This window comes from Streptomyces sp. B8-7 (genome assembly GCF_058833805.1).
Window position 1 is genome coordinate 644603 of the sequence record NZ_JBYRRL010000005.1, and the last position, 25007, is coordinate 669609.

Below are 25007 nucleotides of genomic sequence, written 5' to 3' on the forward strand. Positions count from 1 at the left end.
GCGTCCGGCAGCGGTCACAAAAATCGCCCACCAGGGTGAGCGGAACCCTCTTGACAGTACCTCCCTCCAGGGATAAGGCGCCCGCCAGGTGGCGGCGGCGACGCCGCCCCGGGCGGCATGGAAGAATCGGAAACGGCTCACCGGCATTCACAGCGAGCAGGAGACACAGCACGATGCGTATCGGAGTTCTCACCGCAGGCGGCGACTGCCCCGGCCTGAACGCCGTGATCCGGTCGGTCGTGCACCGAGCGGTCACGAACTACGGCGACGAGGTCATCGGCTTCGAGGACGGCTACGCCGGCCTGCTCGACGGCCGCTACCGCGCCCTCGACCTCAACGCCGTCAGCGGCATCCTGGCCCGCGGCGGCACCATCCTCGGCTCCTCCCGGCTGGAGCGCGACCGCTTCCGCGCGGCCTGCGACAACGCCAAGGAGCTCATCGAGAAGAGCGGCTTCGACGCGCTGATCCCGATCGGCGGCGAGGGCACGCTGACCGCGGCGCGGATGCTGTCGGACGCGGGCGTGCCGGTGGTCGGCGTGCCGAAGACCATCGACAACGACATCTCCTCCACCGACCGCACCTTCGGCTTCGACACGGCCGTCGGCGTCGCCACCGAGGCCATGGACCGCCTCAAGACCACGGCCGAGTCCCACCAGCGCGTGATGGTCGTCGAGGTGATGGGCCGGCACGCGGGCTGGATCGCCCTGGAGTCCGGCATGGCGGCCGGCGCGCACGGCATCTGCCTGCCCGAGCGGCCCTTCCACCCCGCCGACCTGGTGAAGATGGTCGAGGAGCGGTTCGCCCGCGGCAAGAAGTTCGCCGTCGTCTGCGTCGCCGAGGGCGCGCACCCCGCCGACGGCACCATGGACTACGGCAAGGGGGCCATCGACCAGTTCGGCCACGAACGCTTCCAGGGCATCGGCACCGCCCTCGCGCTCGAACTGGAGCGACGCCTCGGTACGGAGGCCCGGCCGGTCATCCTCGGCCACGTCCAGCGCGGCGGCACGCCCACCGCGTACGACCGGGTCCTCGCCACGCGCTTCGGCTGGCACGCGGTGGAGGCCGCGCACCGGGGCGACTTCGGCAGGATGACCGCGCTGCGCGGCACGGACGTGGAGATGGTGCCGCTCGCCGAGGCGGTCACCGCGCTCAAGACGGTCCCGAAGGCCCGCATGGACGAGGCGGAGTCGGTCTTCTAGGGCGTGTTGCGAAAGTAGCGTCGTCTGCCCGAAGGGCAGGCCTGGCGGCGTCTGGTGCGTGCGATCGCAAGGCGGAGGGTCGCCCCGATACTGGATGTATCGGGGCGAGCCCGACAACCCGGCGAGCGTGCGTGCCAGACGCCGCCAGGCAGGCGGGACTTTCGCAACACGCCCCAGTGCCTTCCAGCGCCGCGACGGGGCGGACGCCGCCTGCCGCGGCACCAGGACCGGTGCCGGTGACGTTGCGGGCTTCCAGGGCAGGCCGGCCGAGGCGTCGAAAACGAGTGGGCCGCCGGCCGGGTTTCGCCTAGGCTCCCTCGGAGCCCCAGGCTCACTGCCCGATCCGGCCCACGGAGGACACGTGCCCGACACGGACGGCACACAGGTCGACGCAGCGGAGTTCCTCGCCCACGCGCTGCGTCACCTGGACGACTACGACACCCGCCGCCCGTTCACCGAGATCCCCACCCTCGACGACTCCACCTCCGTGCCCTTCCGGCCGTTCCCGGCGCTGGCCGTCGCCATGGCCGGGCACGTCCTGTCCGCCTGGGAGGTGAGGACGTTTAGGGTCGAGAAGGCCCGGCGGGGCGAGCGCATCCGGTTCTTCACCGCGGTGGGCGGCGAGCCCGAGCGGGTCCTGCGCGCCTGCACCCTCTTCGACCCCGAGACGGGCACCCAGCAGATCTTCGAGCTGTGCGGACACTCCTTCTGCTCCAACAAGGCGCCCGCCGGCCCCGGAAGCCGCTGCGCGGACCACCTCGGCGACCCCGTGCCGGAGGGATGCCACCCCGACCACTGGCTGACCAGGGCCGCCCAGGCCGCGTACTCGACCGACCACGGGCGCGGCGGTCTGACCGACCGGCAGAGGCTGGCGGTGCACGCGGCCGACGCGGGCGTGCCGCTGGCGAGGATCGGCCGTGAGACCGGGGTGTACCCGTGGAGGGTGCACCTGCTGAGCGAGGGTCCCGCCCGGGAGCCGGAGGATGTCGGCGACGAGGACGACCCCGCCTGCTGGCCGGATGTCTTCCTCCCCGTACGGGACATCACCGCTGCGGACGTCCACCGCGTCTACCACCCCGTCTACCCCGATGCGGGCGGCGTGCCCGCCGAGCCCGCCCCGGACACGGTGCTCGCCCGGAAGGGCGGACAGTACTACTACGAGCCGCTGCGCCCGGACGGCCCGTACCTGGTCGACGGGGAGGAGTCGCTCCGCTTCACCCTGGAGTGGTGGCAGACGCAGGAGCACCTCCCGGATCATCTCCTGGCGCGCCGCGGTGACGACGGCCTCCGACGCGCGCTGTACGAGCCGCCCTGCTCCTGCGGCGACTGCGACTAGGGCGTGTTTCGAAAGTCCGGCCTGCCTGGCGGCGTCTGGCACGCACGCTCGCCGCGTTGTCGGGCTCGCCCCGATACATCCAGTATCGGGGCGACCCTCCGCCTTGCGATCGCACGCACCAGACGCCGCCAGGCCTGCCCTTCGGGCAGACGACGCTACTTTCGAAACACGCCCTAGTGCCGCGGCACCGGACCGGTCAGGCTCGGAGCCGGACGCCCGCAGAGCCGTCCCGCCGGAGAGCGCGGGACGGCTCTCGGTCCTGTCGGCCCGGTCCTCCGGAGGCCGGTACCGTCCTCCGGTCAGTACGGCCCGCCGGCCTCGACCGCGCTCCAGAACCGGTCCACGATCCGGTCGAGGAAGTCGCGGCCGGCGTGCCGTGAGTCGTCGGCCGCGTTGCCGCCGCCCCAGCTGAGGGAGGCCACCATCTGCCCCTGGTAGTCCTGGTGGAGGGCCTGCAGCGCCCGCTCCAGGACGCCGCGTTCCACCGGGACGATCCGGCCGACCGGGCGGACGTACGCCTGCCAGCGCGTGGCGACGGCGCTGCGCAGCAGCTCGGCCAGCTTCCCCTCGCGGCCGGTGACCGCCACCAGGTCGGGCGGCTGGAGTTCCAGCACCTCCGCGAGCGCGGCCAGCTGACGCTCCGAGCCGCGCCAGCCGCCGGACTCCTCCATCCGCAGATACGCCTCCAGGTCGTGGCCCACCGCGCGGGCGACGTCCTCGGGTGCCATGCCCCTGGCTGTCCGGTGCTCGCGCAGCGTCCGGGCCCGCCCGATCAGGTCGCCGGGCGAGCACCACAGCACCCCGGCCAGGGCGGTCAGCTCCGGACCGGACGGGGCGAGCGTCCCGCGCTCCCAGGCGACCACCAGGTCGGGGGTGACGTGGGGCAGGCCGTACGAGGAGCGCAGTCCGTAGGCGACGTGCTCGGGCCCCATCCCGAGAGCGGCCCGGAGTCTGCGGGCGGCCGGCGCGTTGAACGGGGGGCCCGGGTGGTTCGGCTGAGCGATGGATCGGTGCACGGGTCGACAAGCTAGGGGCGCCACTCCCGTGATCACTACAGTCCGTTCGGACACAATCACACATTGTAGGAACGTACGGACTTGCCGGTACGGGGTGTTACTCAAGGGTCGCCCCTTGACAGTTCCCCGCGTTCCTCAGAGGAGGTGGTCGGCTTTGCCGGCTTTGATGTCGTGGATGAGGGTGCGGAGGGCTTCGCGGGTGTCGGTGAGGTAGTGGTCTTCGTGGCCGGCGACGGCGATGTAGGCGTTGCCGTCGGGGTCTGTGCCTATGCGGAAGCAGTTGTTTCCCTCGGCGCAGAAGGGGTCTTCCCAGTTGATGTCCGGCATGGTGGTCCTCTCTGGTCAGAGCTGGCGGGCGATCGACTGGATGAGGTCGCGTGAGTCACCAGGGTTCAGGGTGTGAGCCTGCCACCAGTCCATGTGGGCTCGGTACTTGTCGAGCTGGGCCTCGGAGTGAGTGAACTCGCCGCCATGGGCGGAGTCCAGTTGCACGGTGTCGAGCCGGGGAACTGGACCGTCGGCGTAGAGAACCGCGTGCCCCGCGCCGGGGAAGGCGCCGACCTCGACCGGTAGTACGCGCACTTCGACGTTGTCGCGCTCGGAGGCTTCGCAGATGTGATGCAATTGCTCGCGCATTGCGCGACGCCCGCCGAAGTGCATCCGCAGTGCCCACTCGTGAACGTACGCGATGTACTCGACGGGGTCTGGGCGGTCGAGTGCCTGCTGGCGTCGTAGGCGCTGCACGACGCGAAGTTCTATCTCCGAGTTGCGTAGCGGGGGTAGCGCGGCGGCGAAGATGGCTCGGGCGTACTCGCCGAGTTGCAGCAGTCCGGGCACGTGCACGGTCTGATAGCTGCGCAGTCGGGCTGCGAACCACTCCAACTCGGCTACATCCAACAGTCCTTGAGGCAATGTGCCGCGGTACTGCTGCCACCATCCCCGCTGGCGCACGTCGGACATGGCGACCAGGGCTTCGACGTATCGCTTGTCCGCGCACTCGTAGTTGCTGGCGAGCGTCCGAATGCGCTCGGGTGACGTGGCCCGTACGCCGGATTCCATGTTCGACAGCTTCGTGCGGTCCAGCCCCAGCAGTCCGGCTGCGTACTCCGTAGTACGGCCGGCGGCGAGGCGCATCCTGCGCAACTCGGCGCCCAGGCGCTTCTGACGTTCCGTCGGTGCGGGCCGTGTCGGCATCGGTGCCCTTTCTCCCTCGTCGGTCGGGGTCAGTCTGCACCGTGTGACCGCATCGGTCCAACGTGGGGTCGGCAATGCGTGAGAGTGGGTGGCACAGGTTCCCCTTCATCCCCTACATTCGGTAGCGAGTCACTTACGGTCCGACGCCGTTGGAAGTGCATCGCGCGAGCATGCCCGCGTGCTCCCTCCCTGGGAGGGGTGTGCTCGTGCCAGGGAGACAGGCCACCACGGGTCGGGCGTCGGCAGATCGTCGAAGGTACGCAGTCAACAAGGGAGTTGCTCATGCATGCGTCAGTAGCCGGTGGCGTCACCGTCTGTTCCGAACTGAGGGACGAGGCGGTCGGTGCGCACCCCTCCCCCGACACGCTCCGGTACAGCTTCACCCTGCCCGCCGGCCTCAGCAGTCCGGGCGTCGCCCGAGCGGTGACCCGGACCGTCCTCCAGACGCACGGGCTGGCCGGGACGACGGACGCGGTCGTGCAGGTGGTCGGCGAACTGGCCGCGTGCGCCTGCCGGTTCGGAGGCGGGATCTCGGGTGAGGTGTACGTCTCGCTGCGCTACCGGGAGGGCGCCGTGCGGGTGACCCTCTACGACGGCCACCCCCGGCACAGTCACCCCCGCCTCGCCGCGCACTGCGAGGCCCGCAGGCGTGCGGCGCTGCGGGTGCTGGCGTGTGTGGTGCGGGCGTGCGAGGGGCGGTGGGGCGTGGGCGAGGCCCGTGAGCCCGGCGGCGGGACGCGGATGTGGGCGGTGGTGCCGGCGCGGGGGGCCCGGGGATACGCGGGGGTGGGGTGAGGGCGGCTATGCGGGGAGGGCGGCGGCCTGGGCGCGGGCGTCCGCGGCCTCGGCGGGGGCGTTGGCGCGGGTGAAGGCGTCGGCGGCCCGGAGATAGTGGGCGCGGGCCTCGGCCGGTCGGCCGGCGTCGCCGGCGGCGATGCCCAGGTTGCAGAGGGCGTGGGCCTCGCCGTAGGAGTTCTCGTCCTCCTGGTAGAGCACGAGGGCTGTGGAGGCTGCCGCTGCCGCCTCCTCCCTCCGGCCCGCCGCTCGCAGGACGATGCCGAGGTTGCCCCATGCGTCGGCCTCGCCGCTGCGGTCTCCTTCCCTCTGGTGCAGGTCGCGGGCACGGGTGAGGACGTGGGCGGCCTCCTCCAGCCGGCCGGCGTCCCCCAGGACGAGGCCGAGGCAGGTCCAGGCGCTGGCCTCGCCGCTGCGGTCTCCCTCCCTCTGGTGCAGGTCGCGGGCGCGGGTGAGGACGTCGGCCGCCTGCTCCAGCCGGCCCGCCCTCCACAGAGTGACGCCGAGGGCACTCCAGGCGTGGGCCTCGCCGTTGCGGTTCCCTTCCGCCCGGTACAGGTCGCGGGCGCGGGTGAGGGCATTGACCGCCTCCTCCCACTGGCCCGCCGCCCGCAGGGCGACGCCGAGGTTGCTCGACGCGTCGGCCTTGAGGTGAGGGTGCCCGACCCGGCCGGCCGCCTCCCATGCGGCCTCCCCCACAGCGACCAGGTCGTCGAACAACCGCTGCCGCGTCAGATGCGCCCCCAGGCAGCCCGTCAGTCCGAACGCCGCCTCCGCGAGCCGCTCCTCACGTCCCCACTGCACCGCAGCCACCAGAGCCGCGCGTTCCCCCTCGAACCACGCGAGAGCGGCTCCACGGTCCGCGAACGACCCCGGCTCCGCTCTCCCCGGAAGCCATCCCAACCGCCGGCCGGCGGCCCATGTCCGCCGCCAGTAGAACTCCAGCAGCCGCTGCCGAGCCTCCTGCCCCTCCTCCCGCAGCACGGTGTCGCCTTCCACCACACTCACCCCGAACATCCCCACCAGGTCGTGCAGCCGCCACCGCACCGAGGCGTCCGCCGCCACCGGCGTGACCAGATGCGTGGCGGCGAGATCGTCGAGCAGTGGCAGGACGACCGGCGCGTCGAGGCCGGTCAGGGCGGCCACCGCCTCGGTGCCGGTCTCGGAGGTGGGCGCGAGGGCCAGCAGGCGCAGCAACCGCGCTCGGTCGGGCGCGAGTCGGCGGTACGAGGTCTCCAGTACCGGCCGCAGGACGAGCGACCGCCCGTACAGGTCGGTGCCCCTGCCGCCCCGGTCCAGGACGGCCACCGCGTCCCCGACGTCCGTGATCTCGGCCACCAGCGAGGCGATTCCCCGGCCTCTGCGTCTGCGGAGCATCGCCGCGGCGATCTGGAGGGCGAGGGGCAGGTGGCCGCAGAGGGCGGTGAGTTCGCGCAGTGCTTCGGGCTCCCGGGCCGGGCGCCGGTCGCGTTCGTCGGAGTCGTGCAGGGCGCGGGTGACGAGCGCGGTCGACTCCTCCGGAGCGAGTTCGTCCAAGTCGATGAGGCGTACGGGGAGGGCGTCCGGGCGGTCCCGGGAGGTGACGAGGACCCGGTGCCGGTCCGTGCCCGGCAGCAGGGGCAGGAACTGGGACGGGTCGGAGGCGTTGTCCAGGATCAGCAGCGTGCGGTCCCGCCGGTCGAGCAGGGCGCGGTAGGCGTCGTGCTGCCGGGCCGTCGTCGGCGGCAGGTCCGCCCCGCGTACTCCCATCGCGTCGAGGAGGGCCAGGACCCCCTGGTCCGCCGTCACCGGGTCGTCGTCGTAGCCGCGCAGGTCGACGAAGAGGGACCCACCGGGGAACCAGTCTTCCGCGCGGGCCCGATGCGCCGCCTCCACCGCGAGTGCGGTCTTCCCGATGCCGCCCATGCCGGTGACGGCGGAGATCAGGAGCGGCGTGCCCGTGGCGGCGGGCGCGAGGAGAGGCAGGAGGCGGTCCAGCTCGGCCGAGCGGCCGGTGAAACCGGGCGGACGGGGTGGGAGGGTCGTCGTTGCGACCGGGACCGGGCCGTGGACGGTGCCTCTACTGCTGCTGCCCGGTCCGCTTGCCGGTGACGGGTCCGTGGAAGGTGCCGCCCCGGAAGTCGATGTGGTCGCCCCCGTACGTGACGCCGCCGCTATGGGGCCCCTCCTCGGAGTCCGAGCTGCCGCGCGGCCGGTGCTTGCGCAGGACCGCCACCGCGACCGACGCCGCCCGCGTGGACGCCCGCTCCTGCGACCCCGCCGCGTCGGCGTCGTGCTTGGCCGCGTCGGCGCGGTCGCTGATGCCCCGGACGACCAGCGCGTGCACCTGACCGTTGAGGTGGGCCGCCTGGACCGCGCCCACGCCCTCCATCTCGATCGCGGCGGCGTCGTCGTAGTGCTCGCGCAGGTGCCGGGCGATCGCCGACCCGGCGTCGGCCAGGACCACGTCCCCGGACGCGATCGGCTTGAAGTGCGCCCGCACCTCGGGCATGTCCCGTGCCGCCGAACGCGCCGCGCCGAGCAGGGCGTTCGAGACCGGCCAGGCCTCGGGCCGGACCCGGAAGCCCCCCGGGGTCTGCTTGCCGCCGTGGATGCCGTACACCTTGGTGCCGACGACGACGTCCCCGATGCCGATGTCGTCCTTCAGGCTCCCGGCGACGCCGACGAACAGGACGGCCCCCGGCTCCAGCCAGTCGATGAGCCTGGTGGTCAGCGCGGCGGCGGTCCTCGTGCCCTCACCCAGCTCGGCCAGGGCGACACGCCAGCCGGTGCCGGGCAGGCGGCCGGCCTCGACGCGGGTTCCGTCGGCGTGAACCAGCTCCTCCCGCTCCGGGACGAGGGGGCGCACGGCTGCGTACTCCACCGACAGCGCCGTGAGGATCAGTGCGGTGGTGGTGGGATCGGTTGCCGGCACCTGTCCACGGTACCGCCAAGTGGGGCCGAGGAGGCGGGCGTTGCCCACAGCACCGGGGCTCATGCAACGCGGCGTCAGGCATCACGGCGGGCGGGACGGCCGCGGCAGGAGAATCACTCCGGCACCGGGGCCGCCGGTGATCGAAAGGGTGTGCTGCGGCTACCGTGGGCGGCACCGGGGAGGGGAGTTCACGTGTCGGAACGGGGCGTCACGGTGGGGCACTTGCTGCTCGCCGAGTACCAGACGGTCAAGGACGAGCAGAAGACGCGGATCGGGTTCCGGGACAACCTGCTGTACGTGACCCTCGCCGTGGTGGCCGCCGTCGTCGCCGCGGCGGCACAGGCCGGGGAGCCCGCGATGCTGCTGGCGCTGCCGCCGGTGTGCGTCGTGCTGGGGTGGACGTACCTCGTCAACGACGAGAAGATCTCGGCGATCGGACTGTACGTGCGCGACGAGCTGGGTCCCCGGCTCGCCCAGCTCGCGGCGTCGGACACCGACTTCTCCACCTTCGGCTGGGAGGCGTTCCACCGGCGCGACACGCGGCGCCGGTCCCGCAAGGCGATCCAGTGCGTGGTGGACCTGGTCGCGTTCTGCGCGGTGCCGCTCGCCGCGCTCGTGGTGTTCTGGGCGAGCGGGGACAGCCGGGGCCTGATGCTCGGGCTGTCGGTGGCGGAGGCGCTGGCCGTCTGCGGCCTCGGGGTGCAGATCGTGCTCTACACCCGGCCGGCCGGACCGGCACTGACCCCGTCCTGACGCCGTACCGTTGGTCCGTATGAACGCGGCTCTACTGGCGGCCCTGGCAGAGGGCGCGGGCGGCGACGCCGGGCGTCGGGCGCTCGGGGAACTGGCCCGGCTGCTGGGGCGTGAAGGGGACGAGTCCGCTCAGGTGCTCGCCGACGCGGCGAGCGGCGCGGAGCCGGGGGAGGGCGTACGGGCCTGGGGCGACCGGGTGGCGGACCTGCTGGCCGGTGACCCCCGGGCCGCGGGGGCGGTGGCGACCGCCATGGAGCGGCTGGCGCCCGGCAGTTCGGCGGCCTGGTACCGGGGTGACCACACCGACTTCCGCGGCGGGGTCTTCCTGCGCGAGGTCATCGGCGTCCAGGTCGTGATCCGGCAGGGCGGGGCCGCCGTACCCGAGGCGCTGGCGGGGCTGCCGCCGAGGGCTGCCGGGTTCACCGGACGGGCGGGGGAGCGGGAGGCCCTGCTGAGTGCGCTGGGGGCGGACGACGGGGCGGCTCCGCGGTCGCCCGCCGTGCTGGTCACCGCCGTGTCCGGACTCGGCGGCATCGGCAAGACCGCCCTGGCCGTGGAGACCGCGCACCTCGCCCGCGACCGGGGCTGCTTCCCCGGCGGGGTCCTCTTCATCGACCTGCACGGCTACGACCCGGAGCCCGTCCCCGCCGACCGTGCCCTCCAGGCCCTGCTCCGCGCCCTCGGTACGCCGCCGGAGCACATCCCCGCCACCGCCGACGAACGCGCCGCGCTCTACCGCTCGGCCCTCGCCGCACGGGCCGGGGAACGGGGGGCCGTGCTGGTCCTCGCCGACAACGCCTCCTCACCGGACCAGGTCCGGCCCCTGCTGCCCGGCCATCCCCGGCACCGGGTGCTGGTCACGTCCCGCGACCGGCTCCCCCAACTGGGCGCTCGTCTGGTTCCGCTGGACCAGCTCACGCCGCCGGAGGCGCACGAACTCCTCGACCGTGCCCTGCGGACCGCCGACCCGCACGATCCGCGGATCGCCGACGACCCGGACGCCGCCGAACGGCTCGCCGTCCTCTGCGGGCATCTGCCGCTGGCCCTCCAGATCGCCGGTGCACTGCTGGCCGAGGACCCGGGGCAGCCGGTGACCGAACTCGTCGGGGAACTCTCCGAGTCCCGCGACCGCCTGGACCATCTCGACGACGGCGAGCGCAGCGTCCGCGCCGCCTTCGACCTCTCCTACCGCCGGCTTCCGCCCGACCAGGCCCGGTTGCTGCGCCTCCTCGCCCTCGCGCCGGGACCGGAGGTGAGCGAGGGGGTCGCCGCCGCCCTGGCCGGCGCCGAGGCGCCTCCGCTGCGGGAGCTGAGGGCACTGGCGCGGGCACACCTGGTGGAGCGGGGCGCCGGGCGTGGGTGGTGGCGGCTGCACGACCTGGTGCGGGTGTTCGGGGCGGGCGTGGTGGAGAGGGATGCCGGGTTGCGGGAGGAGGGGGGTGCGGCGCGGGAGCGGGTGCTGGAGTTCTACGCGCGGTGGGCGGACGCGGCGGATGACCGGCTGCGGTGGTTCCCGGGGAGGCCGGAGCCCGAGCTGTTCGGGGACCGTGGGGCCGCGTTGGCGTGGTTCGACGGGGAGCGGGCGGGTCTGGTGGTGGCGGTGGGGTGGGGGCGCGAGGAGCGGTGTGCGGGGGCGGCGGTGAGGGTGGCGGAGTGTCTGGGGGTGTATCTGGACTGGCGGCGGTACTTCGACGACGGGATCGCCGTGGGGGAGGCCGCGCGGGACGCGGCCCGCCGGACCGGGGACAAACAGGATGAATTGCATCAGATGCAACATTGTGCACTGTAGTCAGAACGCTGTTTGCCCTGGTCGGAGCCGGTGCGGCCGAGGTCGCCTCAGTCGCTGATCTATCACCTGGCCTGCAGGCTAGCATGTGAAGGCATCAATGATGCATCTGATACAACAGCCTGGTGAGTACGCATGCACCTGGTTCAGCGCACCTCGTCCTGGCCCGTAACGTCATCCATCTCGACCCCGCTCCAGCGGTGTTCGACGCGATGAAGGAGGGCTGGGCGAGGCAGCAGGCAGCACGGTTTCTGCGGGCCACGACGATCGATCGACGGATACGGCTAATTGAGCGGCTGGAGGAGTTCACCGGCCTTTACCCATGGCAGTGGACGCCGGCGGACGGCGAAGCCTTCATCTCGCACCTGCGGAGCGGCAGTACGCCGATCCAGATGTCGACCGCACGTACGTACGAGGTGACGATCGGGCTGTTCCTGGAGTACCTGCTCGACGTTCGGTACGGCTGGCTCCAGACTTGCTCGGAGCGGTTCGGCGAGGTGCCCCAACAAGTCTTCCACGAGGGCAACTCGGTCCTGCATACCGTCGAGTACGAGGGAGACCCGCGGCGTCGGCCACTGGACTACGACGAGATCCAGGCCCTGTTCGACGCCGCCGATGCCCGACCCGGCAAGATCCGCGGACAGGGCCGCAAGGGTGCTCTCTGTGCTCTGCGTGACGCGGCCCTGCTCAAGACGGTCTACGCCTACGGAACCCGTCGCACCGAATCCTCTCGGCTCGACCTGGTCGACTTGCGCCGTAGTCGCAAGGCGCCCCAGTTCGGCAACTTCGGCAGCGCGATGGTCCGCTTCGGTAAGTCCTCGAAGGGGGCGCCGCCCAAGCGGCGAACGGTGCTAACCGTCCCGGAGATGGACTGGTGCGTTGACGTCCTGGACCAGTGGGTGACCGAGATACGGCCGCAGTTCTCGCCTGGGCGCCACCCCGCCCTCTGGGTCACAGAGCGGGTCGGGCGGCTGTCACCCCGGTCGATCAACGAGGCCTTCGTTGTCGCCCGCGAGGCGGCGGGCCTCGACGAGGATCTCGACCTGCACTGCCTCCGCCACAGCTACATCACCCATTTGACCGAATTTGGCTATCCTGCACGCTTCGTTCAAGAGCAAGTTGGCCACTCTCACGCCGCCACCACGGCGATCTATATGGGCGTCTCGAACGAGTACCGCAACACACTGTTGGAGGCTTCCTTGAAGAACCGGCTGGGCGACGACTGGGACGTGATGACGTGATCAAGAAGATGGGCTACCAGTGGCAGCTCCGGAAGCTGATGGCCGAGCAGGAGATGTTCCAGACCTCGGACCTGGTGCCGCTGCTGGCCGAGCGCGGGATCGTCCTCTCGCGCGAGCAGGTCTACCGGCTGGTGACCCAGCCACCCCAGAGGATGAGCATGGACACCCTCGTCGCACTCTGCGACATCCTCCAGTGCACGCCCAATGACCTGATCAAGCCCGAGGTCGTCAACACCCAGCTCCGCAAGACCGCAGGCGGTGACAGCGACCCGACGCCGATCACCCCACGCCGCGCCGTCGTCCGCCGCCCCGGAAAGCCGTGAACTACAAGCAGAGAGCCCGGCTCGAACTCGCCGACGCCAGGGCCCGCCTCGTCGACCGCATCCGCGAACGCATACCTGCCCTGACCGCGCAGTCGGCCGAGGACATCCTCCAACGCGCGAAGGTATGGGGGCCGGCACCGGCTAGGGAACTCGACCGGCACTTCGCCGAGCACACCGACGCACTCACGGCCCCCTCGCCGCACTGCCCGTACGGCCTGGTCCGACTACTGCGCCAGCTGGACGCCGACGGCCATGGCGGCGCAGTCACCCAGCTGGCCTGCGCGATCTGCGGCATCCCCGGCCGTGATGTCAGCCGAACCATGGCCCAGGGCCGCTGCTGCGTCTATTGCGCCCGCGAGACCACACTGCGGCAATGCGCCCGCTGTGGCCTCGACGGCGTCATCTGGAAGAAGGCACAAGAGGGGTCGATCTGCCGCCGCTGCTACGACCAGGATGACCGTTCCAAGGTCGAGTGCGCCGACTGCGGCCAACTCAGGCTCCCCAACCTCCGCACCAGCGAAGGCCGGGTCCTTTGCCAAGCATGCGCCCCGCGGCCCGAGCGCCCCTGCGTACGATGCCAAGCCGTGCGGCCGGTCCAGGCGAACACCGAAGACGGACCGGTCTGCAAGAACTGCTACAAGTCCCCGGCCCGGCCATGCGGCCGTTGCGGCAGGGTCAGGCCCATCGAACGTCGGGCCCACGACGGGAAGCCGGATCTTTGCTCAGGCTGCTACCGGGGACCGGCCGGCGACTGTGTCGTCTGTGGCCGCCAACGCCCGGGCCGTCACGTCATTGAGCGGGCGGGCGCCTTCCACTGCATGTCCTGCGGACCGCGCCCCCTCAGGGAATGCGGTGGCTGCGGGGAGCGCCGAACAGTACAAGCCCTCTGGCCACTGGGCCCGGTCTGCAACCCCTGTTACCTACAGCGGCGGCGTGATGCGGCACCATGCTCCCGATGCCGACAGCCCCAGGTCCTCGTCGGCCGCGCCGAAGACGGTGCCGGCCTCTGCGGACCCTGCTGCGGCACGGACATCACCTTCGCTTGCAACCGCTGTGGCACCGCTGGCGACATCTACACCGATGGGACCTGCGGCCGTTGCATCGCCGGTGACCGAGTCCGAGACCTGCTCAGCCAGGAGGACGGGTCCATCACCCCGGAACTTCAGCCCCTCGCGGACGCGCTCATTGCCGCGGACCATCCGATCTCGGTGATCCACTGGTTGAGGAGGCCCAACTCCGGCGCGCGGATCCTTGCCGAGCTCGTGGACCAGAACAGAACGATCACCCACGCCTCGCTGGATGTCCTGCCCCAGGACGGAACGATCCGCTACCTGCGCGGGCTCCTGCGGGCCACCGGCGTCCTGCCGGCCCGACCGGAGAACCTCGCTCGCTTGGAGGTCTGGTTCGCCCAGACACTGCAGCACCTGCCGCCGCACCAATCCCGGATCATTCGCCCCTTCGCTGAATGGAGCGTGATCCGCGACGCGCGGCGCCGATCGGCCCGAGACCGGTACACGATCGGCGCCGCCGGAACTGACCGAGCGGACATCCGTGCCGCCATTGAGTTCCTGACCTGGCTCGACGACCACCAAGTCGAACTCGACACTATCGACCAGGCGGTGTTCGACCTCTGGCTGGCTGCTCGACCGACGCTCCACAGGCAGATCGGCGCTTTCATCCGCTGGGCCACCGCCCGGCGGCTCATCAGCGGCATCACACTTGCGACCAGGAAGTCCGTCCTGCCGTCCCGATTCATGGGTGAGCACGAATACCAAACACAGCTGAAGCGGTGTCTCAACGACGAGACGATCCCGCTCGAAGTTCGGATCACCGGCGTGCTGGTCGGGCTCTACGCTCTCACGATCCCCCGCGCCGCCCAGCTGACCTGCGACCGGTTCCACCGCGAGGGAGAGAGCTCATACCTCACCATCGACCGCAACCCCGTCCTACTCCCACCCAAGTTGGCCCGTCTCATCGAGCGGCAGATCGAGGCGCGCCCGATGGGCCGCTGCATGCTCAAGCCCCCGCAGACGAGCGGCCCGGCCTACCTGTTCCCCGGGCACTTCCCCGGCAGACCGATCAGTGAGAGCCATCTCCACGGGTTACTGAGGCAACACGACGTCTCAGTGATCACCGCCCGGAACACCGCCATGCTCGAAGCCGTGGCAGACATGCCGCCCATCGTGATCAGCGACCTCTTCGGCATCCACCCCAGCACCGCCCACGGCTGGGCCCGACTCGCCCAGAACAGTTGGGCGGAATACCTCGAAGCCGTACAGGCCACCTAAGAGACTCGGGACCAATTGAGAGCTGTTCGGTGTCAGAGCCGCACGGCGTGGACGAACCACTCGATGCCGGAGTCGTCGCCCTCGAAGGCATGTTCCAGCTGCACTCCTGCGGCTTCGTAGATCGGCAGCCACTCCTCCTTGCGCTCAGGCGGAACGCCCTGGCCAGTGAGTGCCTGAATAACGTCGTGGACCACTGTGTGCCGATACTGCGACGGGATGACGTCAACACGGCCGAGCTTGCCGTAGTAGTCCACGTTGAGCAGCAGTCGCTCGGGGAACAGCGTGCTGAGGCTGCGCAGAAAGGTCACGGCCCCGCTGTCCCCGTCACCGAAGAACTCGTTGACTACCGACTTGCAGTGGACGACCTCCACTTGCTCTCGCAGGTCGGCTGGCAGCACCGCGGCGAGGTCGCGGCCGTCGCCGTTAATGATCTTGATTCGGTCTTCGAAGCCGAACCGGCTGACGCGGGCACGCGCCGCGTCGCACATCGACTCGACCACATCCACGCCCCAGCCCCGGAATGCAACATCACGTTCCGCCAGGGCTGTGAGCGTGGTTGCTGGCCCGCACCCGATGTCGAGCATCGCCCGAGAGGTCAGGGTCTGCATGATGGCGAGCACGACGGGGTTGGGAGGTGGACCGAAACGGCCATACGCCTCGGACTCCACGACCCGATTCACCAGCGAGCAGCCGCGGTCTTCCCGGCTAAGGCTCTCCTCGAGGCTGGTGATGGCCGGACCGTAGCCGCCGATGAACTTGTCCAACTGGAAGCCCAGGAAGTACTCGTCAGCGAAGGTCTCCGCAAGCCTGTACTCGTCACCGGAGCGGGTGAGGAGGTCGGTGCGCTGCACCAGGAACTCCAGCAGCGCCGCGAGCAGGTCCGGCGTGTAGCCGAAACGGAAGCCGAGTCGCTCCACTGTGCATCCGCCGCGCAACTGCTCGAGCAGCCCGACCCGGTGCAGGTGGTTGAGGGTGCTGGCCAGGTAATAGCCTTCAATCACATCGAGTACCGACGCCTTGGGCCGAGGCTGCACGAATGGATTCACACCGGGCTCCTATCAGGTTGCGAGGCCCGCGGGGGCTCTGTCGTGTCGAGTAGTACGCCGAGGCGGGACAAGTCGCTGGCGAACGATCGCAGGCTCCCGTGCTGGTCGTCGTGGCGAGAGACCCAGCGCGACAGCTCCCCGCCGGATCGGGGCGCGGCAAGCCAGGCCACGAATTCGAGGGCAATGCCGTCGACGACGAACGACCGGACGCGATCCGGCTGCGCCGCGTCGACGAACAGCAGAAGGTTGCGGTCCGGCACAGTGGAAGCGACGGCTGACGCCGCCTGATCCGCCTGCAGGCCGGCCAGCAGCGACGGCACGTCGTGCATGTCGCGCAGCAGCCCGGCCGACGGGCTGAGCCGGCACGACGGGATTGCCCTGTCGGCCTCGTCTACAGGCTTGGTCATCGTCTTTGCGCGCAGCCCTTCACCCATCACAAGGAAGCGGACCGCGGAGCAGATCGGGTGCGCCGCTCCCCACGTGTGGCGTACGAAGTCGATGAGCAGTGGGCCGTCGGGAAGGGGTGCCGACGCGGCCTCGGCGAACGCGTGCAGCTCACGGACCAGCGAGCTCAGCCGCCCGTCAAAGTCGTGGAGCATACGGTGCAGCAACGAGTGTCCCAGGGCGTACAGCAGCGGGAAGGCCCGGTCGACGAACAGGTGTTGGGACCGGGGCAGGGCGGTCGGGTAGTAGTGGTGGTTCATGAACAGCTGCGGGTGGTCGCTCATCAGCCGGCTGTCATCGGGTTCGAGCGTGGGGAAGTTGAAGTCGCTGATGTGGCCGTCGTAGGCGAGGTTCGCGCCGTACACGTTGTGCAGCGCAGTGCCGGGCTCGGGAGTCAACAGATGCAGTTGCAGGTTGACCAGGTCTGGTGAGCGCCTCATGCACTCGCCGAGCAGGTCGAGAGTGGCATCCTGATCCTCGCTCGTCTCCTCGGGATACCCCGTGATCAGGGAAACGGTCGATTTCATGCCTAGATCGTTGGTGAGGTCGAGGGTCGGGTGGACCAAGCCGAGATCGAGATGCTTGCGGCTGATCTTCTGCATCCGAGCGGAGCCCGTCTCGACGCCGTAGTAGATCGCACGGCAGCCGGAGTCGTACATGGTGGCCAGCAGGTCGCTGTCGACGCAATCCATGCGGGCCGAGCAGGACCAGGTGTAGCCACGGTCGGCCACGGTCTCGCAGAATTGGCGCACCTTGTGCTTGTTGGCCGTGAACATGTCGTGGGTGAGCGCGAAGTCACTGATCCCGTAAGTGTGGTGTAGGCGGTCGAGCTCACACACCAGCCGCTCGGACGACTTCAGTCGGTAGCGGCGGCCGAAGAACGACGCGGTCGAGCAGAAGGTGCAGCTGAACGGGCATCCGCGCCCGGCCTCCACCCGCAGCGAGCGCAGGCCGAGCTCTGCGATGGGGTAGAGATCGTAGGCCGGAAAGGGCAGCGCGTCGAGGTCTCCGAACTGCGGGGTGTCCGCGGTTGACACGACCTCGTCGCCCACCCGGTAGCTCAGCCCGGATGTACCCGACAGGTCTTCAGCGCAGGAGCGGTTGAGCAGGGCGGGCAGCACCGCCTCGGCTTCGCCGCGTACAACGAGGTCGAAGGCATCGAATTGCCGCAGCAGCTCGCGATGCAGGATCGTGGCGTGCGGACCGCCCAGCAGGATCGGCAGATGGGGCCGTTGCCGCTTGACATGACCGGCGACCTTTGCGGTGCAGATGAGGTTGCAGCCCAGCGTCGTGAGGCCGAGCGCCTCGGGCTCCTCATCGAGCAGCGCCCACGCGAGTTCGCGGTAGAACGTCTCGTCGAGGCGAAGCTGCCGGCGGTGCAGCGCCAGACTCGGATCGAATACCGTCGCGGTGTGCCCGTGCTTGCGGGCCACGGCTGACAGCGACAGGAGCCCGAGATGTGGCTGCAGGTCGAACGGTGCGTCGGGACGGGCCTGGTCGATGAGCACGTTGTCGCAGAAGACGATCCGCATAGCCGTTAGCCCCCTTCGTGGAAGGTGAGCACACCGACCTCGGTCATCCGGCGTACGACAGTTCGCAGGGCCGACCGCAGTGGGGCGCCAGCGGGAAGCAGCTGCCCAAGAGTGTGCCCGCCGTCGACACCGCAGAGCAGGTCGCGCAGGTGCACATCGACCTCGAAGATGCGGAGCTGCAGCGAGTCTCGGTCGCCCCAGTAGGCAAGCAGGCGTGGCAGCGGCGTCAGATCGGCCAGTGCCTGCCGATCCGTCTCCAGGGCCTGGATGATGTGGGCTGGGTCGTAGTGAAAGGACTCGATGAGCAGCAGACCCCGGATCTGAGGCACTAGGAGGTCTAGATTGCGCGCGTCCCGGTCGAGGAGGGCCAGGTCGACGGGACGTCCCTGGTCCGGCACCGCGGCCTGCAGTCCGACCTGTTGTTCGAACCGGAAGTGCTCGTGTTGGAACAGGTCGAGTAGGCCGCGGTAGCGCGTGGCGCCGATCGAGGCCAGCCAACCGGGGAAGAATGCGGCGAAGTGCCGCGTGCGGTCGGTGCGGTCGACCTGGTTAGCCCGGTCGCACTGATGCTGGGCCTGGTAGGCGGAGAACAGTTCGAGGTCGAGACCGTAGTGGTCCACCAACAGCCGGGTGTACGGAAACATCTGCCACAGCGTGTTGTTCTGCACCTTGGTGACGAAGCCCGCGAAGGTGCGCACCCGATTCAGGTCCAGGTTCAGGAACTCCTGCCGCTCCTGGCTGGTGAGGTCCAACCCGGACAGAGCGCCCTGGAGATCGTTGTGGGCCAGCTCAAGGAACGGCGGATCGACGACACATCGCGCCAGGAACAACTGAACCGCTGCTGTCGTCATGCGGTCACCCCGGCCGCGGTCAGGCTGCCGCGTACCCGCTCGATCTCGCCGAGCAGGGCCGAGATCGGGAAGTTGCCTGACCAGTTGTACTCGAGAGTGATCGCCGCGACTGGGGTGCTGCACAGCACCAGCGAGAGTAGGTCGTGGACCTCGTCGAGGGCGCGCACAGTGTGGTCGTCCCACCAGGCGCCGTCCCGCTGGCTCACTCCGGAGATATGGAGCTGATCGATCCGGTCGAGCGGAAGCCCCAGCAGTTCGCTCACCGGATCGAGCCCGAGGTTGCGGCAGCTGAGGTAAAAGTGGGCCACATCAACGAGCAACCGTGCCGGACAGTTAGCACATACCAGGTTGGCGAACTCCTTAGGCGTCATCGTGGTGCCGGGCGGCGCGAAGTAGATCGGCGGGTTTTCCAGAAGCAGCGGTACGCCGAACCGATGCCGGTATCTGTCTACGGCGCTGATCACCCGTTGTGCGGTTTCCGCGTTCAACGGCGGATTAACGGAATAGCCGACGTCGTACGACGGCGCTGCTGACCCGTCAAAGCTCGCGGATGACCCGGAGGTGACAAACGCCATGTGCTCGCTCAGCCAGGGAACACCAGTCTTGTTCACCCACGCCGCGACCGAGTCCACGATCTCTGCTGTGGGTGGCACATCCCCAGCGAGGGACAGCGAGGCGCAGTGGAGGAGCAGTGGCATATCCTCGGGAAGTCCGAGCGGCCTGCGGTCGTAATGGACAAGCTCGAAGGGAACTTCGACGTAGTCGACCTTTCCAGGGTGGTCTGCCAGGAACGGTTCTACGTAACTGCTATAGGCAAGGCCGAGTTTCGTCGGCCCGACCGGGGAAAAAGGTGCCGTCACGGCGTGCTTCCCGTCGACCTCAGTTCTCGGTGACCATACAGTTGGGCAGGTCGGTCAGCCTCGTTGAACCGCATTCTTCGAAGCGGATGGTGAGTGTGCCGTCCTTCTCGAGACACCTATTGACGGCGTCCACGTCCAGCGTGAAGGACATCCGCGCCCCGTCCTTGGTGAGGTTGACCTCGACGTCACCCTGCCGTTTGTTGCTCTGATCCACCATCGCCGGTTTCCTTCCGCATGGCTGCTTTGTCGAGACGTACTCAGGAGCGTAGCGGGAAAGGTGCATCATTTCCGCATATGTCGGCTATTCGAGTGAGGTGGCGGTTCGCGCGGTGTCGCCAGCACGTTGCGCCCGGTTTCAGCGGGCAACCCCTGTGCGCACCGGCTGAGCGGCGACTCGACTACTCGACCAAGGGGTGGGGTCGCAGCTTGCGTTGTGGGACGTCACAGGACTGATATGAACCCCGCTGCAGTGTCTCCTGGCGTGCACGCGGTGCCGGGTGCGCGGGGCCCTGTGGGTTCCCTCAATCCGTGCGGGGCATTGGGAATAGCGCAGGGTCGGAACACCGTCACTTCACCAGTCGGGCCGGCCGAGGCGGACATGTGGAACAACCTCGGCCTGAGCCTGCGGAACGCGGGCCGGGTGGAGGAGGCGGTCGATGTCCATACCCGTGCCCGTGACCTGTTCAAGGCGCAGGAGGACCATCGCGGCGAGGCCACCGCGTGGGACTGCCTCGGCGTCGCCCTGCGAGAGGCGGGCCGGGCGGGGGATGCGGTCGATGCCCATTCCCATGCCCGTGACCTGTTCAAGGTGCAGGGAGACCGCCATCGCGAGGCCACCGCATGGACCGGCCTCGGCGTCGCCCTCTGGGGAGCCGGTCGGATGGAGGAGGCGGTCGACCTCCATACCCGTGCCCGTGATCTGTACCGGGCGGTGGGCGACCGCCACCGCGAAGCCAGCGCGTGGAACAACCTCGGCCTCGCTCTTTGGGGGGCCGGCCGGCCGGGAGAGATGGCCGAGGCGTTCGCCAGGGCTCTCGCGATCTACCGGGAGTTCGACGATCACTACCGCGAGGCTCAGGTCCTCGGCAACACGGGCCTCGTCCACAGCGGCGCCGACCGCTGGCCCGAGGCACGCGCAGACTACCTCCGGGCCGCCGACGCCTACTCCCGCGCCGACGCCCCGGACGAAGCCACGAAAGCCCGCGCCAAAGCCGCTGCCCTCGTCCTCACCCACGACCGATCCCCCTCCCCACCCCCCGAACCCACCGATAGACCAGCTCCGGCCGCCCCACCTGCCCGTACAGGGGGCTCCGTTCGGCGCGTCCCGCCTCCACCAGGTGCTCCAGATAGCGGCGGGCGGTGATCCGGGAGATGCCCACCGCCTCGGCGACGCGCGCGGCCGTCAGCCCCTGCCCGGCCTCGCGCAGAGCGGCCGTCACCCGCTCCAGGGTCGGCGCGCTCAGCCCCTTCGGCAGCGCGGCGGGTGCGGGGGCGCGCAGGGCGGCGAGGGCGCGGTCGACCTCGTCCTGGCCGCTGGCCTCTCCGGCGGCGCCGCGGAACTCGGCGTAGCGGACCAGCCGGTCGCGCAGGGTCGCGAAGGTGAACGGCTTGAGCACGTACTGCACGACCCCCAGCGACACCCCCTCCCGCACCACGGCCAGATCCCGCGCCGAGGTCACCGCGACGACGTCCGCGTGGTACCCGGCCGCCCGTAGCGAGCGCGCCAGGTGCAGCCCGTGCACGTCGGGCAGGTGCAGGTCCAGCAGGAGCAGGTCGACCGGGGTGCGCTCCAGCGCCCGCCGGGCCTCCGCGCCCGTGTGCGCCTTGCCCACCGCGACGAACCCCGGCACCCGGCCGACGTACAGCATGTGCGCGTCGGCGGCCACCGGGTCGTCCTCGACCACCAGGACGCGCACGGGCTCCGTCCCGCCCGTGCCCGGCCGCCCGGGCCCACCGGTTCCGTCCGCGTCCGTGCCCGGCCTCCGGCCTCCGGCGCCGGCCGCGCTCATGCCCGGCCCCCGGACACCGCCGCCGTCCGCAGCGGCAGCCGTACCTCGAACGACGCCCCGCCGCCCGCCGCCCCGGTGACGGTCAGGGTCCCCTCGTGGCGGTGCACGGCCTGCCGGACCAGCGCGAGCCCGAGGCCCCGGCCGCCCGGCCCGGCCGGCTTGGTGGAGTAGCCGCGCTGGAAGAGGAGTTCGCAGTGCGCGGCGTCCACGCCCTCGCCGGTGTCCGTGACCCGCAGCACCCACGCCGAGGAGCCTTCCGTGTGCACCGCCACCGTGACCCGTGCTCCGGCACTGCCCTGGGCGGCGTCCACCGCGTTGTCGATCAGGTTCCCCAGGATCGTCACCAGGTCCCGCGCGGGCAGCGCCTCCGGCAGCGGACCGTCCGCCAGACCGCCGTGCCGTGCCACCACCAGCTCGACGCCGCGCTCGTTGGCCTGCGCGGTCTTGCCCAGCAGCAGGGCGGCCAGCACCGGCTCGCCGACGGCCGCGACGACCTGGTCGGTCAGCGCCTGGGCGAGTTCCAGCTCGGCGGTGGCGAACTCCACGGCCTCCTGCGCCCGGCCCAGCTCGATCAGCGACACGACGGTGTGCAGCCGGTTGGCCGCCTCGTGCGCCTGCGAGCGCAGCGCCTCGGTGAAGCCGCGCACCGAGTCCAGCTCGCCGGTCAGCGCCTGCAGCTCGGTGACGTCCCGCAGCGTCACCACCGTGCCGCGCCGCTCGCCGCCCGACACCGGGGAGGTGTTGACGACCAGCACCCGGTCCGCCGTCAGGTGCACCTCGTCCACGCGCGGCTCGGACGCGAGCAGCGCCCCGGTCAGGGACGTGGGCAGTCCGAGTTCCGCCACCGACCGGCCGATCGCCTCCTCGGACACCCCGAGCAGCTCACGCCCCCCGTCGTTGATCAGCGCCACCCGGAACTGCCCGTCCAGCATCAGCAGGCCCTCGCGCACCGCGTGCAGCGCGGCGTGGTGGTAGTCGTGCATCCGGCTGAGCTCGGCGGCGTTCATCCCGTGGGTGTGCCGGCGCAGCCGGGCGTTGACGACGTAGCTGCCGACCGCGCCCAGCGCCAGCGCCCCGGCCGCCACGCCCAGCAGGGCGGTCAGCTGGTCCGAGACCCGCCGGCTGATCGCCTCGACCTTGATGCCCGCGCTGACCAGGCCGACCACCCGGCCGCCGTCGACGACCGGGGTGACGGCCCGCACGGACGGGCCGAGGGTGCCGGTGTAGGTCTCGGTCAGGGAGCGGCCCTCCCGTGCGGCCGCGGTGTGGCCGAGGAACCGGCCGCCTATCCGCCGCGGGTCCGGATGGGTCCAGCGCACACCGTCCGGGTCCATGATCGTGACGAAGTCGACGTCGGCGTCGCGCGTCACCGCCAGCGCGTACGGCTGGAGCCGCGCACTGGGGTCGGCGGTGCGGATCGCCGCCCGCACCGAGGGCGCGTCGGCCACCGTACGGGCCACCGCCATGGCCTGCCGGCCGGCCGCCTCCTCGGCCTGGTCCCGGTCGCTGAGGTAGCTGAACAGCGCGTATCCGGCGACGACGACCGCGAGCAGCACGGCCTGCACGGCGAAGAGCTGCCCGGCCAGGCTCCGGGGTCTGGGGAGGCGGGGACGCATCCCGTCAGTGTGCCTCGCACCCGCCGCGGGGCCCACCCGCCGGCCCCACACGAAACCGAGGCGTGAACCCCGCGGCCCCCGTGCGAGTCCTCGCCACCGCACGGCCTTCCGCGGCCTCCGTGCGGCTCCGCGAACTCAATGAACACAAGGGTGACCCGCCTCACAGTCCGGGAGATAGTCGCGGCACCCCCACACCCCGGACGTGAGCCGCACGCCGGTGATGCCGACGACGACGTCAAGGAGGGCAGCCGTGGCCGCCAGTACCCCCGACACCCCCGAAACGGCACCCGCAGTGAGACGGGACCGCACCCACTACCTCTACATCGCGGTGATCCTCGCGGTCGCCCTGGGGATCGCGGTGGGGCTGCTCGCCCCCGACTTCGCGGTCGAGCTCAAACCGCTCGGCACCGGGTTCGTGAGCCTGATCAAGATGATGATCTCGCCGATCATCTTCTGCACGATCGTGCTGGGCATCGGATCGGTCCGCAAGGCCGCCAAGGTCGGCGCGGTCGGCGGGATCGCCCTCGGCTACTTCCTCGCGATGTCGCTGGTGGCGCTCGCCATCGGCCTGATCGTCGGCAACGTCCTGGAGCCGGGCACCGGCCTCGCGGTCACCGACGCGGTCAAGGAGACCGGGCAGGCGCAGGTCTCCGCCGAGGCCAAGGACACCACCGCGTTCCTGCTCGGGGTCATCCCGGCCACCCTGGTCTCCGCGTTCACCGAGGGCGAGGTGCTCCAGACCCTGCTGGTCGCGCTGCTGACCGGGTTCGCGCTGCAGGCCATGGGCGGCGCCGGGCGGCCCGTGCTGCGCGGGATCGAGCACCTGCAGCGGCTGGTGTTCCGCATCCTGGCCATGGTGATGTGGGCCGCCCCCGTGGGCGCGTTCGGCGCCATCGCCGCCGTCACCGGCTCGGCCGGACTGGACGCGCTCAAGAGCCTCGCCGTGCTGATGCTCGGCTTCTACGTGACCTGCTTCCTGTTCGTGTTCGTGGTGCTCGGCGCGCTGCTGCGGATCGTCGCCGGGCTGAACGTCCTCACCCTGTTCCGGTACCTGGGCCGGGAGTTCCTGCTCATCCTGTCGACGTCCTCGTCGGAGTCCGCGCTGCCGCGGCTGATCGCCAAGATGGAGCACCTCGGCGTCAGCCGGCCCGTGGTCGGCATCACCGTCCCGACCGGCTACTCGTTCAACCTCGACGGCACCATGATCTACATGACCATGGCCTCGCTGTTCATCGCCGACGCCATGGGCACGCCGATGTCGGTCGGGGAGCAGATCCCGCTGCTGCTGTTCCTGCTGGTCGCGTCCAAGGGCGCGGCCGGTGTCACCGGCGCCGGCCTCGCCACGCTGGCCGGCGGCCTCCAGTCGCACAAGCCGGCCCTGGTGGACGGCATCGGCCTCGTCGTCGGCATCGACCGCTTCATGAGCGAGGCCCGCGCCCTGACCAACTTCGCGGGCAACGCGGTCGCCACGGTGCTGGTCGGCACCTGGACCAAGGAGATCGACCGGGAGCGCGCCGCCGAGGTGCTGGCCGGCCGGCTGCCGTTCGACGAGACGACCCTGCTGGACGAGAAGGCCCCGCAGAGCCCCGCGGAACTGCCCGGGCAACGGGAGCAGCCGGCCACGGCCTGAGCAGCCGGCCGGGGCTGAGCTGTCGGCCACGGCCTGAGCAGCCGGGCGCGGCCTGAGCCGCCCCACGCCTCTCTCGCCGGTGCGCGCCGGTGCGCGCCGGTGCGCGCCGCGCCCCCGCACCGGCCGCAGACGGAGCCGACCGGCTCCGCCGTACCCGGGTACGCGCCGAGTCCC

General features: G+C 70.7%; 21 protein-coding genes and 1 pseudogene. 10 read left to right on the forward strand and 12 right to left on the reverse strand.

Features of this window, described 5'->3' with window-relative positions; genetic code table 11:
* The first annotated feature begins 173 nt into the window (after positions 1 to 173).
* Together AC5K6T_RS27010 and AC5K6T_RS27015 are read left to right on the forward strand one after the other, a co-directional pair.
* Positions 174 to 1199 carry an ATP-dependent 6-phosphofructokinase gene (locus AC5K6T_RS27010; RefSeq protein ID WP_493213045.1) on the forward strand — a complete coding sequence of 342 codons (1026 nt, stop codon included), beginning with the start codon at positions 174 to 176 and terminating at the stop codon, positions 1197 to 1199.
* Positions 1200 to 1560: 361 nt separating this feature from the next.
* A complete protein-coding gene (locus AC5K6T_RS27015; protein WP_493213046.1) occupies positions 1561 to 2535 on the forward strand; it encodes a hypothetical protein in 975 nt (324 codons plus the stop codon).
* A 299-nt stretch (positions 2536 to 2834) separates the two neighbouring features.
* On the opposite strand, the gene AC5K6T_RS27020 is transcribed toward AC5K6T_RS27015, so the two are convergent.
* The 3 genes from AC5K6T_RS27020 to AC5K6T_RS27030 all read right to left on the reverse strand — a co-directional run bounded on the left by AC5K6T_RS27020 (position 2835) and on the right by AC5K6T_RS27030 (position 4745).
* Positions 2835 to 3551, reverse strand: a complete 717-nt coding sequence (locus AC5K6T_RS27020; RefSeq protein WP_493213048.1) for a helix-turn-helix domain-containing protein — start codon at positions 3549 to 3551, stop codon at positions 2835 to 2837.
* 135 nt (positions 3552 to 3686) lie between these two features.
* On the reverse strand, positions 3687 to 3878 hold the full coding sequence (locus AC5K6T_RS27025) for a hypothetical protein (protein ID WP_493213050.1): 192 nt from the start codon (positions 3876 to 3878) through the stop codon (positions 3687 to 3689).
* A gap of 15 nt (positions 3879 to 3893) precedes the next feature.
* Positions 3894 to 4745, reverse strand: a complete 852-nt coding sequence (locus AC5K6T_RS27030; RefSeq protein ID WP_493213052.1) for a helix-turn-helix domain-containing protein — start codon at positions 4743 to 4745, stop codon at positions 3894 to 3896.
* 282 nt (positions 4746 to 5027) lie between these two features.
* Here AC5K6T_RS27030 and AC5K6T_RS27035 point away from each other — a divergent pair, with 282 nt between their 5' ends.
* Complete coding sequence (locus tag AC5K6T_RS27035; protein WP_493213053.1) at positions 5028 to 5540, forward strand: ATP-binding protein; 513 nt, start codon at positions 5028 to 5030, stop codon at positions 5538 to 5540.
* Between the two features lie 6 nt (positions 5541 to 5546).
* Here the strand turns inward: AC5K6T_RS27035 and AC5K6T_RS27040 are convergent, their stop codons facing one another.
* On the reverse strand, positions 5547 to 7445 hold the full coding sequence (locus AC5K6T_RS27040) for a tetratricopeptide repeat protein (RefSeq protein ID WP_493213055.1): 1899 nt from the start codon (positions 7443 to 7445) through the stop codon (positions 5547 to 5549).
* Positions 7446 to 7599: 154 nt separating this feature from the next.
* A complete protein-coding gene (locus AC5K6T_RS27045) occupies positions 7600 to 8454 on the reverse strand; it encodes a 5'-methylthioadenosine/S-adenosylhomocysteine nucleosidase (protein ID WP_493213057.1) in 855 nt (284 codons plus the stop codon).
* A 192-nt stretch (positions 8455 to 8646) separates the two neighbouring features.
* Between AC5K6T_RS27045 and AC5K6T_RS27050 the strand changes: the two genes are divergently transcribed.
* The 5 genes from AC5K6T_RS27050 to AC5K6T_RS27070 all read left to right on the forward strand — a co-directional run bounded on the left by AC5K6T_RS27050 (position 8647) and on the right by AC5K6T_RS27070 (position 14845).
* Entirely contained in the window at positions 8647 to 9207 is a 561-nt protein-coding gene (locus tag AC5K6T_RS27050) for a hypothetical protein (RefSeq protein ID WP_493213059.1), read from the forward strand.
* 19 nt (positions 9208 to 9226) lie between these two features.
* The gene (locus AC5K6T_RS27055; protein WP_493213061.1) at positions 9227 to 10996 is read left to right on the forward strand and encodes a regulator; all 1770 of its coding nucleotides are present in this window, start codon (positions 9227 to 9229) and stop codon (positions 10994 to 10996) included.
* Between the two features lie 209 nt (positions 10997 to 11205).
* Positions 11206 to 12234 carry a tyrosine-type recombinase/integrase gene (locus AC5K6T_RS27060; protein WP_493213483.1) on the forward strand — a complete coding sequence of 343 codons (1029 nt, stop codon included), beginning with the start codon at positions 11206 to 11208 and terminating at the stop codon, positions 12232 to 12234.
* Positions 12231 to 12557 carry a helix-turn-helix domain-containing protein gene (locus AC5K6T_RS27065; protein WP_469586711.1) on the forward strand — a complete coding sequence of 109 codons (327 nt, stop codon included), beginning with the start codon at positions 12231 to 12233 and terminating at the stop codon, positions 12555 to 12557. The genes AC5K6T_RS27060 and AC5K6T_RS27065 overlap by 4 nt, the downstream gene beginning before the upstream one ends.
* Complete coding sequence (locus AC5K6T_RS27070) at positions 12554 to 14845, forward strand: XRE family transcriptional regulator (RefSeq protein WP_493213063.1); 2292 nt, start codon at positions 12554 to 12556, stop codon at positions 14843 to 14845. Before AC5K6T_RS27065 ends, AC5K6T_RS27070 begins: the two co-directional genes overlap by 4 nt.
* A gap of 32 nt (positions 14846 to 14877) precedes the next feature.
* On the opposite strand, the gene AC5K6T_RS27075 is transcribed toward AC5K6T_RS27070, so the two are convergent.
* The 5 genes from AC5K6T_RS27075 to AC5K6T_RS27095 are packed head-to-tail and all read right to left on the reverse strand — an operon-like array spanning position 14878 to position 19795.
* Positions 14878 to 15891 (reverse strand): SAM-dependent methyltransferase, encoded by a 1014-nt coding sequence (locus AC5K6T_RS27075; protein WP_493213065.1) that lies wholly within the window; start codon positions 15889 to 15891, stop codon positions 14878 to 14880.
* Positions 15888 to 17867, reverse strand: coding sequence for a B12-binding domain-containing radical SAM protein (locus tag AC5K6T_RS27080; RefSeq protein WP_493213067.1), 1980 nt, complete (start codon positions 17865 to 17867; stop codon positions 15888 to 15890). The genes AC5K6T_RS27075 and AC5K6T_RS27080 overlap by 4 nt, the downstream gene beginning before the upstream one ends.
* A 5-nt stretch (positions 17868 to 17872) precedes the next feature.
* Positions 17873 to 18718, reverse strand: coding sequence for a hypothetical protein (locus AC5K6T_RS27085; RefSeq protein WP_493213069.1), 846 nt, complete (start codon positions 18716 to 18718; stop codon positions 17873 to 17875).
* Complete coding sequence (locus AC5K6T_RS27090; RefSeq protein WP_493213071.1) at positions 18715 to 19578, reverse strand: multinuclear nonheme iron-dependent oxidase; 864 nt, start codon at positions 19576 to 19578, stop codon at positions 18715 to 18717. The genes AC5K6T_RS27085 and AC5K6T_RS27090 overlap by 4 nt, the downstream gene beginning before the upstream one ends.
* A 19-nt stretch (positions 19579 to 19597) precedes the next feature.
* Positions 19598 to 19795 (reverse strand): hypothetical protein, encoded by a 198-nt coding sequence (locus AC5K6T_RS27095; RefSeq protein ID WP_493213073.1) that lies wholly within the window; start codon positions 19793 to 19795, stop codon positions 19598 to 19600.
* 381 nt (positions 19796 to 20176) lie between these two features.
* Here AC5K6T_RS27095 and AC5K6T_RS27100 point away from each other — a divergent pair.
* Positions 20177 to 20683, forward strand: a pseudogene (locus AC5K6T_RS27100) (tetratricopeptide repeat protein); the annotation flags it as partial.
* 121 nt (positions 20684 to 20804) lie between these two features.
* Here the strand turns inward: AC5K6T_RS27100 and AC5K6T_RS27105 are convergent.
* Positions 20805 to 21446, reverse strand: coding sequence for a response regulator (locus tag AC5K6T_RS27105; protein WP_493213485.1), 642 nt, complete (start codon positions 21444 to 21446; stop codon positions 20805 to 20807).
* 137 nt (positions 21447 to 21583) lie between these two features.
* Positions 21584 to 23203 carry a sensor histidine kinase gene (locus tag AC5K6T_RS27110; protein ID WP_493213075.1) on the reverse strand — a complete coding sequence of 540 codons (1620 nt, stop codon included), beginning with the start codon at positions 23201 to 23203 and terminating at the stop codon, positions 21584 to 21586.
* A 220-nt stretch (positions 23204 to 23423) separates the two neighbouring features.
* On the opposite strand from AC5K6T_RS27110, the gene AC5K6T_RS27115 reads away from it, so the two are divergent.
* On the forward strand, positions 23424 to 24833 hold the full coding sequence (locus AC5K6T_RS27115; RefSeq protein ID WP_493213487.1) for a cation:dicarboxylate symporter family transporter: 1410 nt from the start codon (positions 23424 to 23426) through the stop codon (positions 24831 to 24833).
* Positions 24834 to 25007 lie beyond the last annotated feature (174 nt).

Coding starts and splice junctions, on each gene's coding strand:
- AC5K6T_RS27115 (WP_493213487.1), top strand. CDS start 23,424: ATGCCGACGACGACGTCAAGGAGGGCAGCCGTGGCCGCCAGTACCCCC.
- AC5K6T_RS27055 (WP_493213061.1), top strand. CDS start 9,227: ATGAACGCGGCTCTACTGGCGGCCCTGGCAGAGGGCGCGGGCGGCGAC.
- AC5K6T_RS27080 (WP_493213067.1), bottom strand. CDS start 17,867: ATGCGGATCGTCTTCTGCGACAACGTGCTCATCGACCAGGCCCGTCCC.
- AC5K6T_RS27085 (WP_493213069.1), bottom strand. CDS start 18,718: ATGACGACAGCAGCGGTTCAGTTGTTCCTGGCGCGATGTGTCGTCGAT.
- AC5K6T_RS27035 (WP_493213053.1), top strand. CDS start 5,028: ATGCATGCGTCAGTAGCCGGTGGCGTCACCGTCTGTTCCGAACTGAGG.
- AC5K6T_RS27060 (WP_493213483.1), top strand. CDS start 11,206: ATGAAGGAGGGCTGGGCGAGGCAGCAGGCAGCACGGTTTCTGCGGGCC.
- AC5K6T_RS27010 (WP_493213045.1), top strand. CDS start 174: ATGCGTATCGGAGTTCTCACCGCAGGCGGCGACTGCCCCGGCCTGAAC.
- AC5K6T_RS27025 (WP_493213050.1), bottom strand. CDS start 3,878: ATGCCGGACATCAACTGGGAAGACCCCTTCTGCGCCGAGGGAAACAAC.
- AC5K6T_RS27040 (WP_493213055.1), bottom strand. CDS start 7,445: ATGGGCGGCATCGGGAAGACCGCACTCGCGGTGGAGGCGGCGCATCGG.
- AC5K6T_RS27030 (WP_493213052.1), bottom strand. CDS start 4,745: ATGCCGACACGGCCCGCACCGACGGAACGTCAGAAGCGCCTGGGCGCC.
- AC5K6T_RS27110 (WP_493213075.1), bottom strand. CDS start 23,203: ATGCGTCCCCGCCTCCCCAGACCCCGGAGCCTGGCCGGGCAGCTCTTC.
- AC5K6T_RS27095 (WP_493213073.1), bottom strand. CDS start 19,795: ATGGTGGATCAGAGCAACAAACGGCAGGGTGACGTCGAGGTCAACCTC.
- AC5K6T_RS27105 (WP_493213485.1), bottom strand. CDS start 21,446: ATGCTGTACGTCGGCCGGGTGCCGGGGTTCGTCGCGGTGGGCAAGGCG.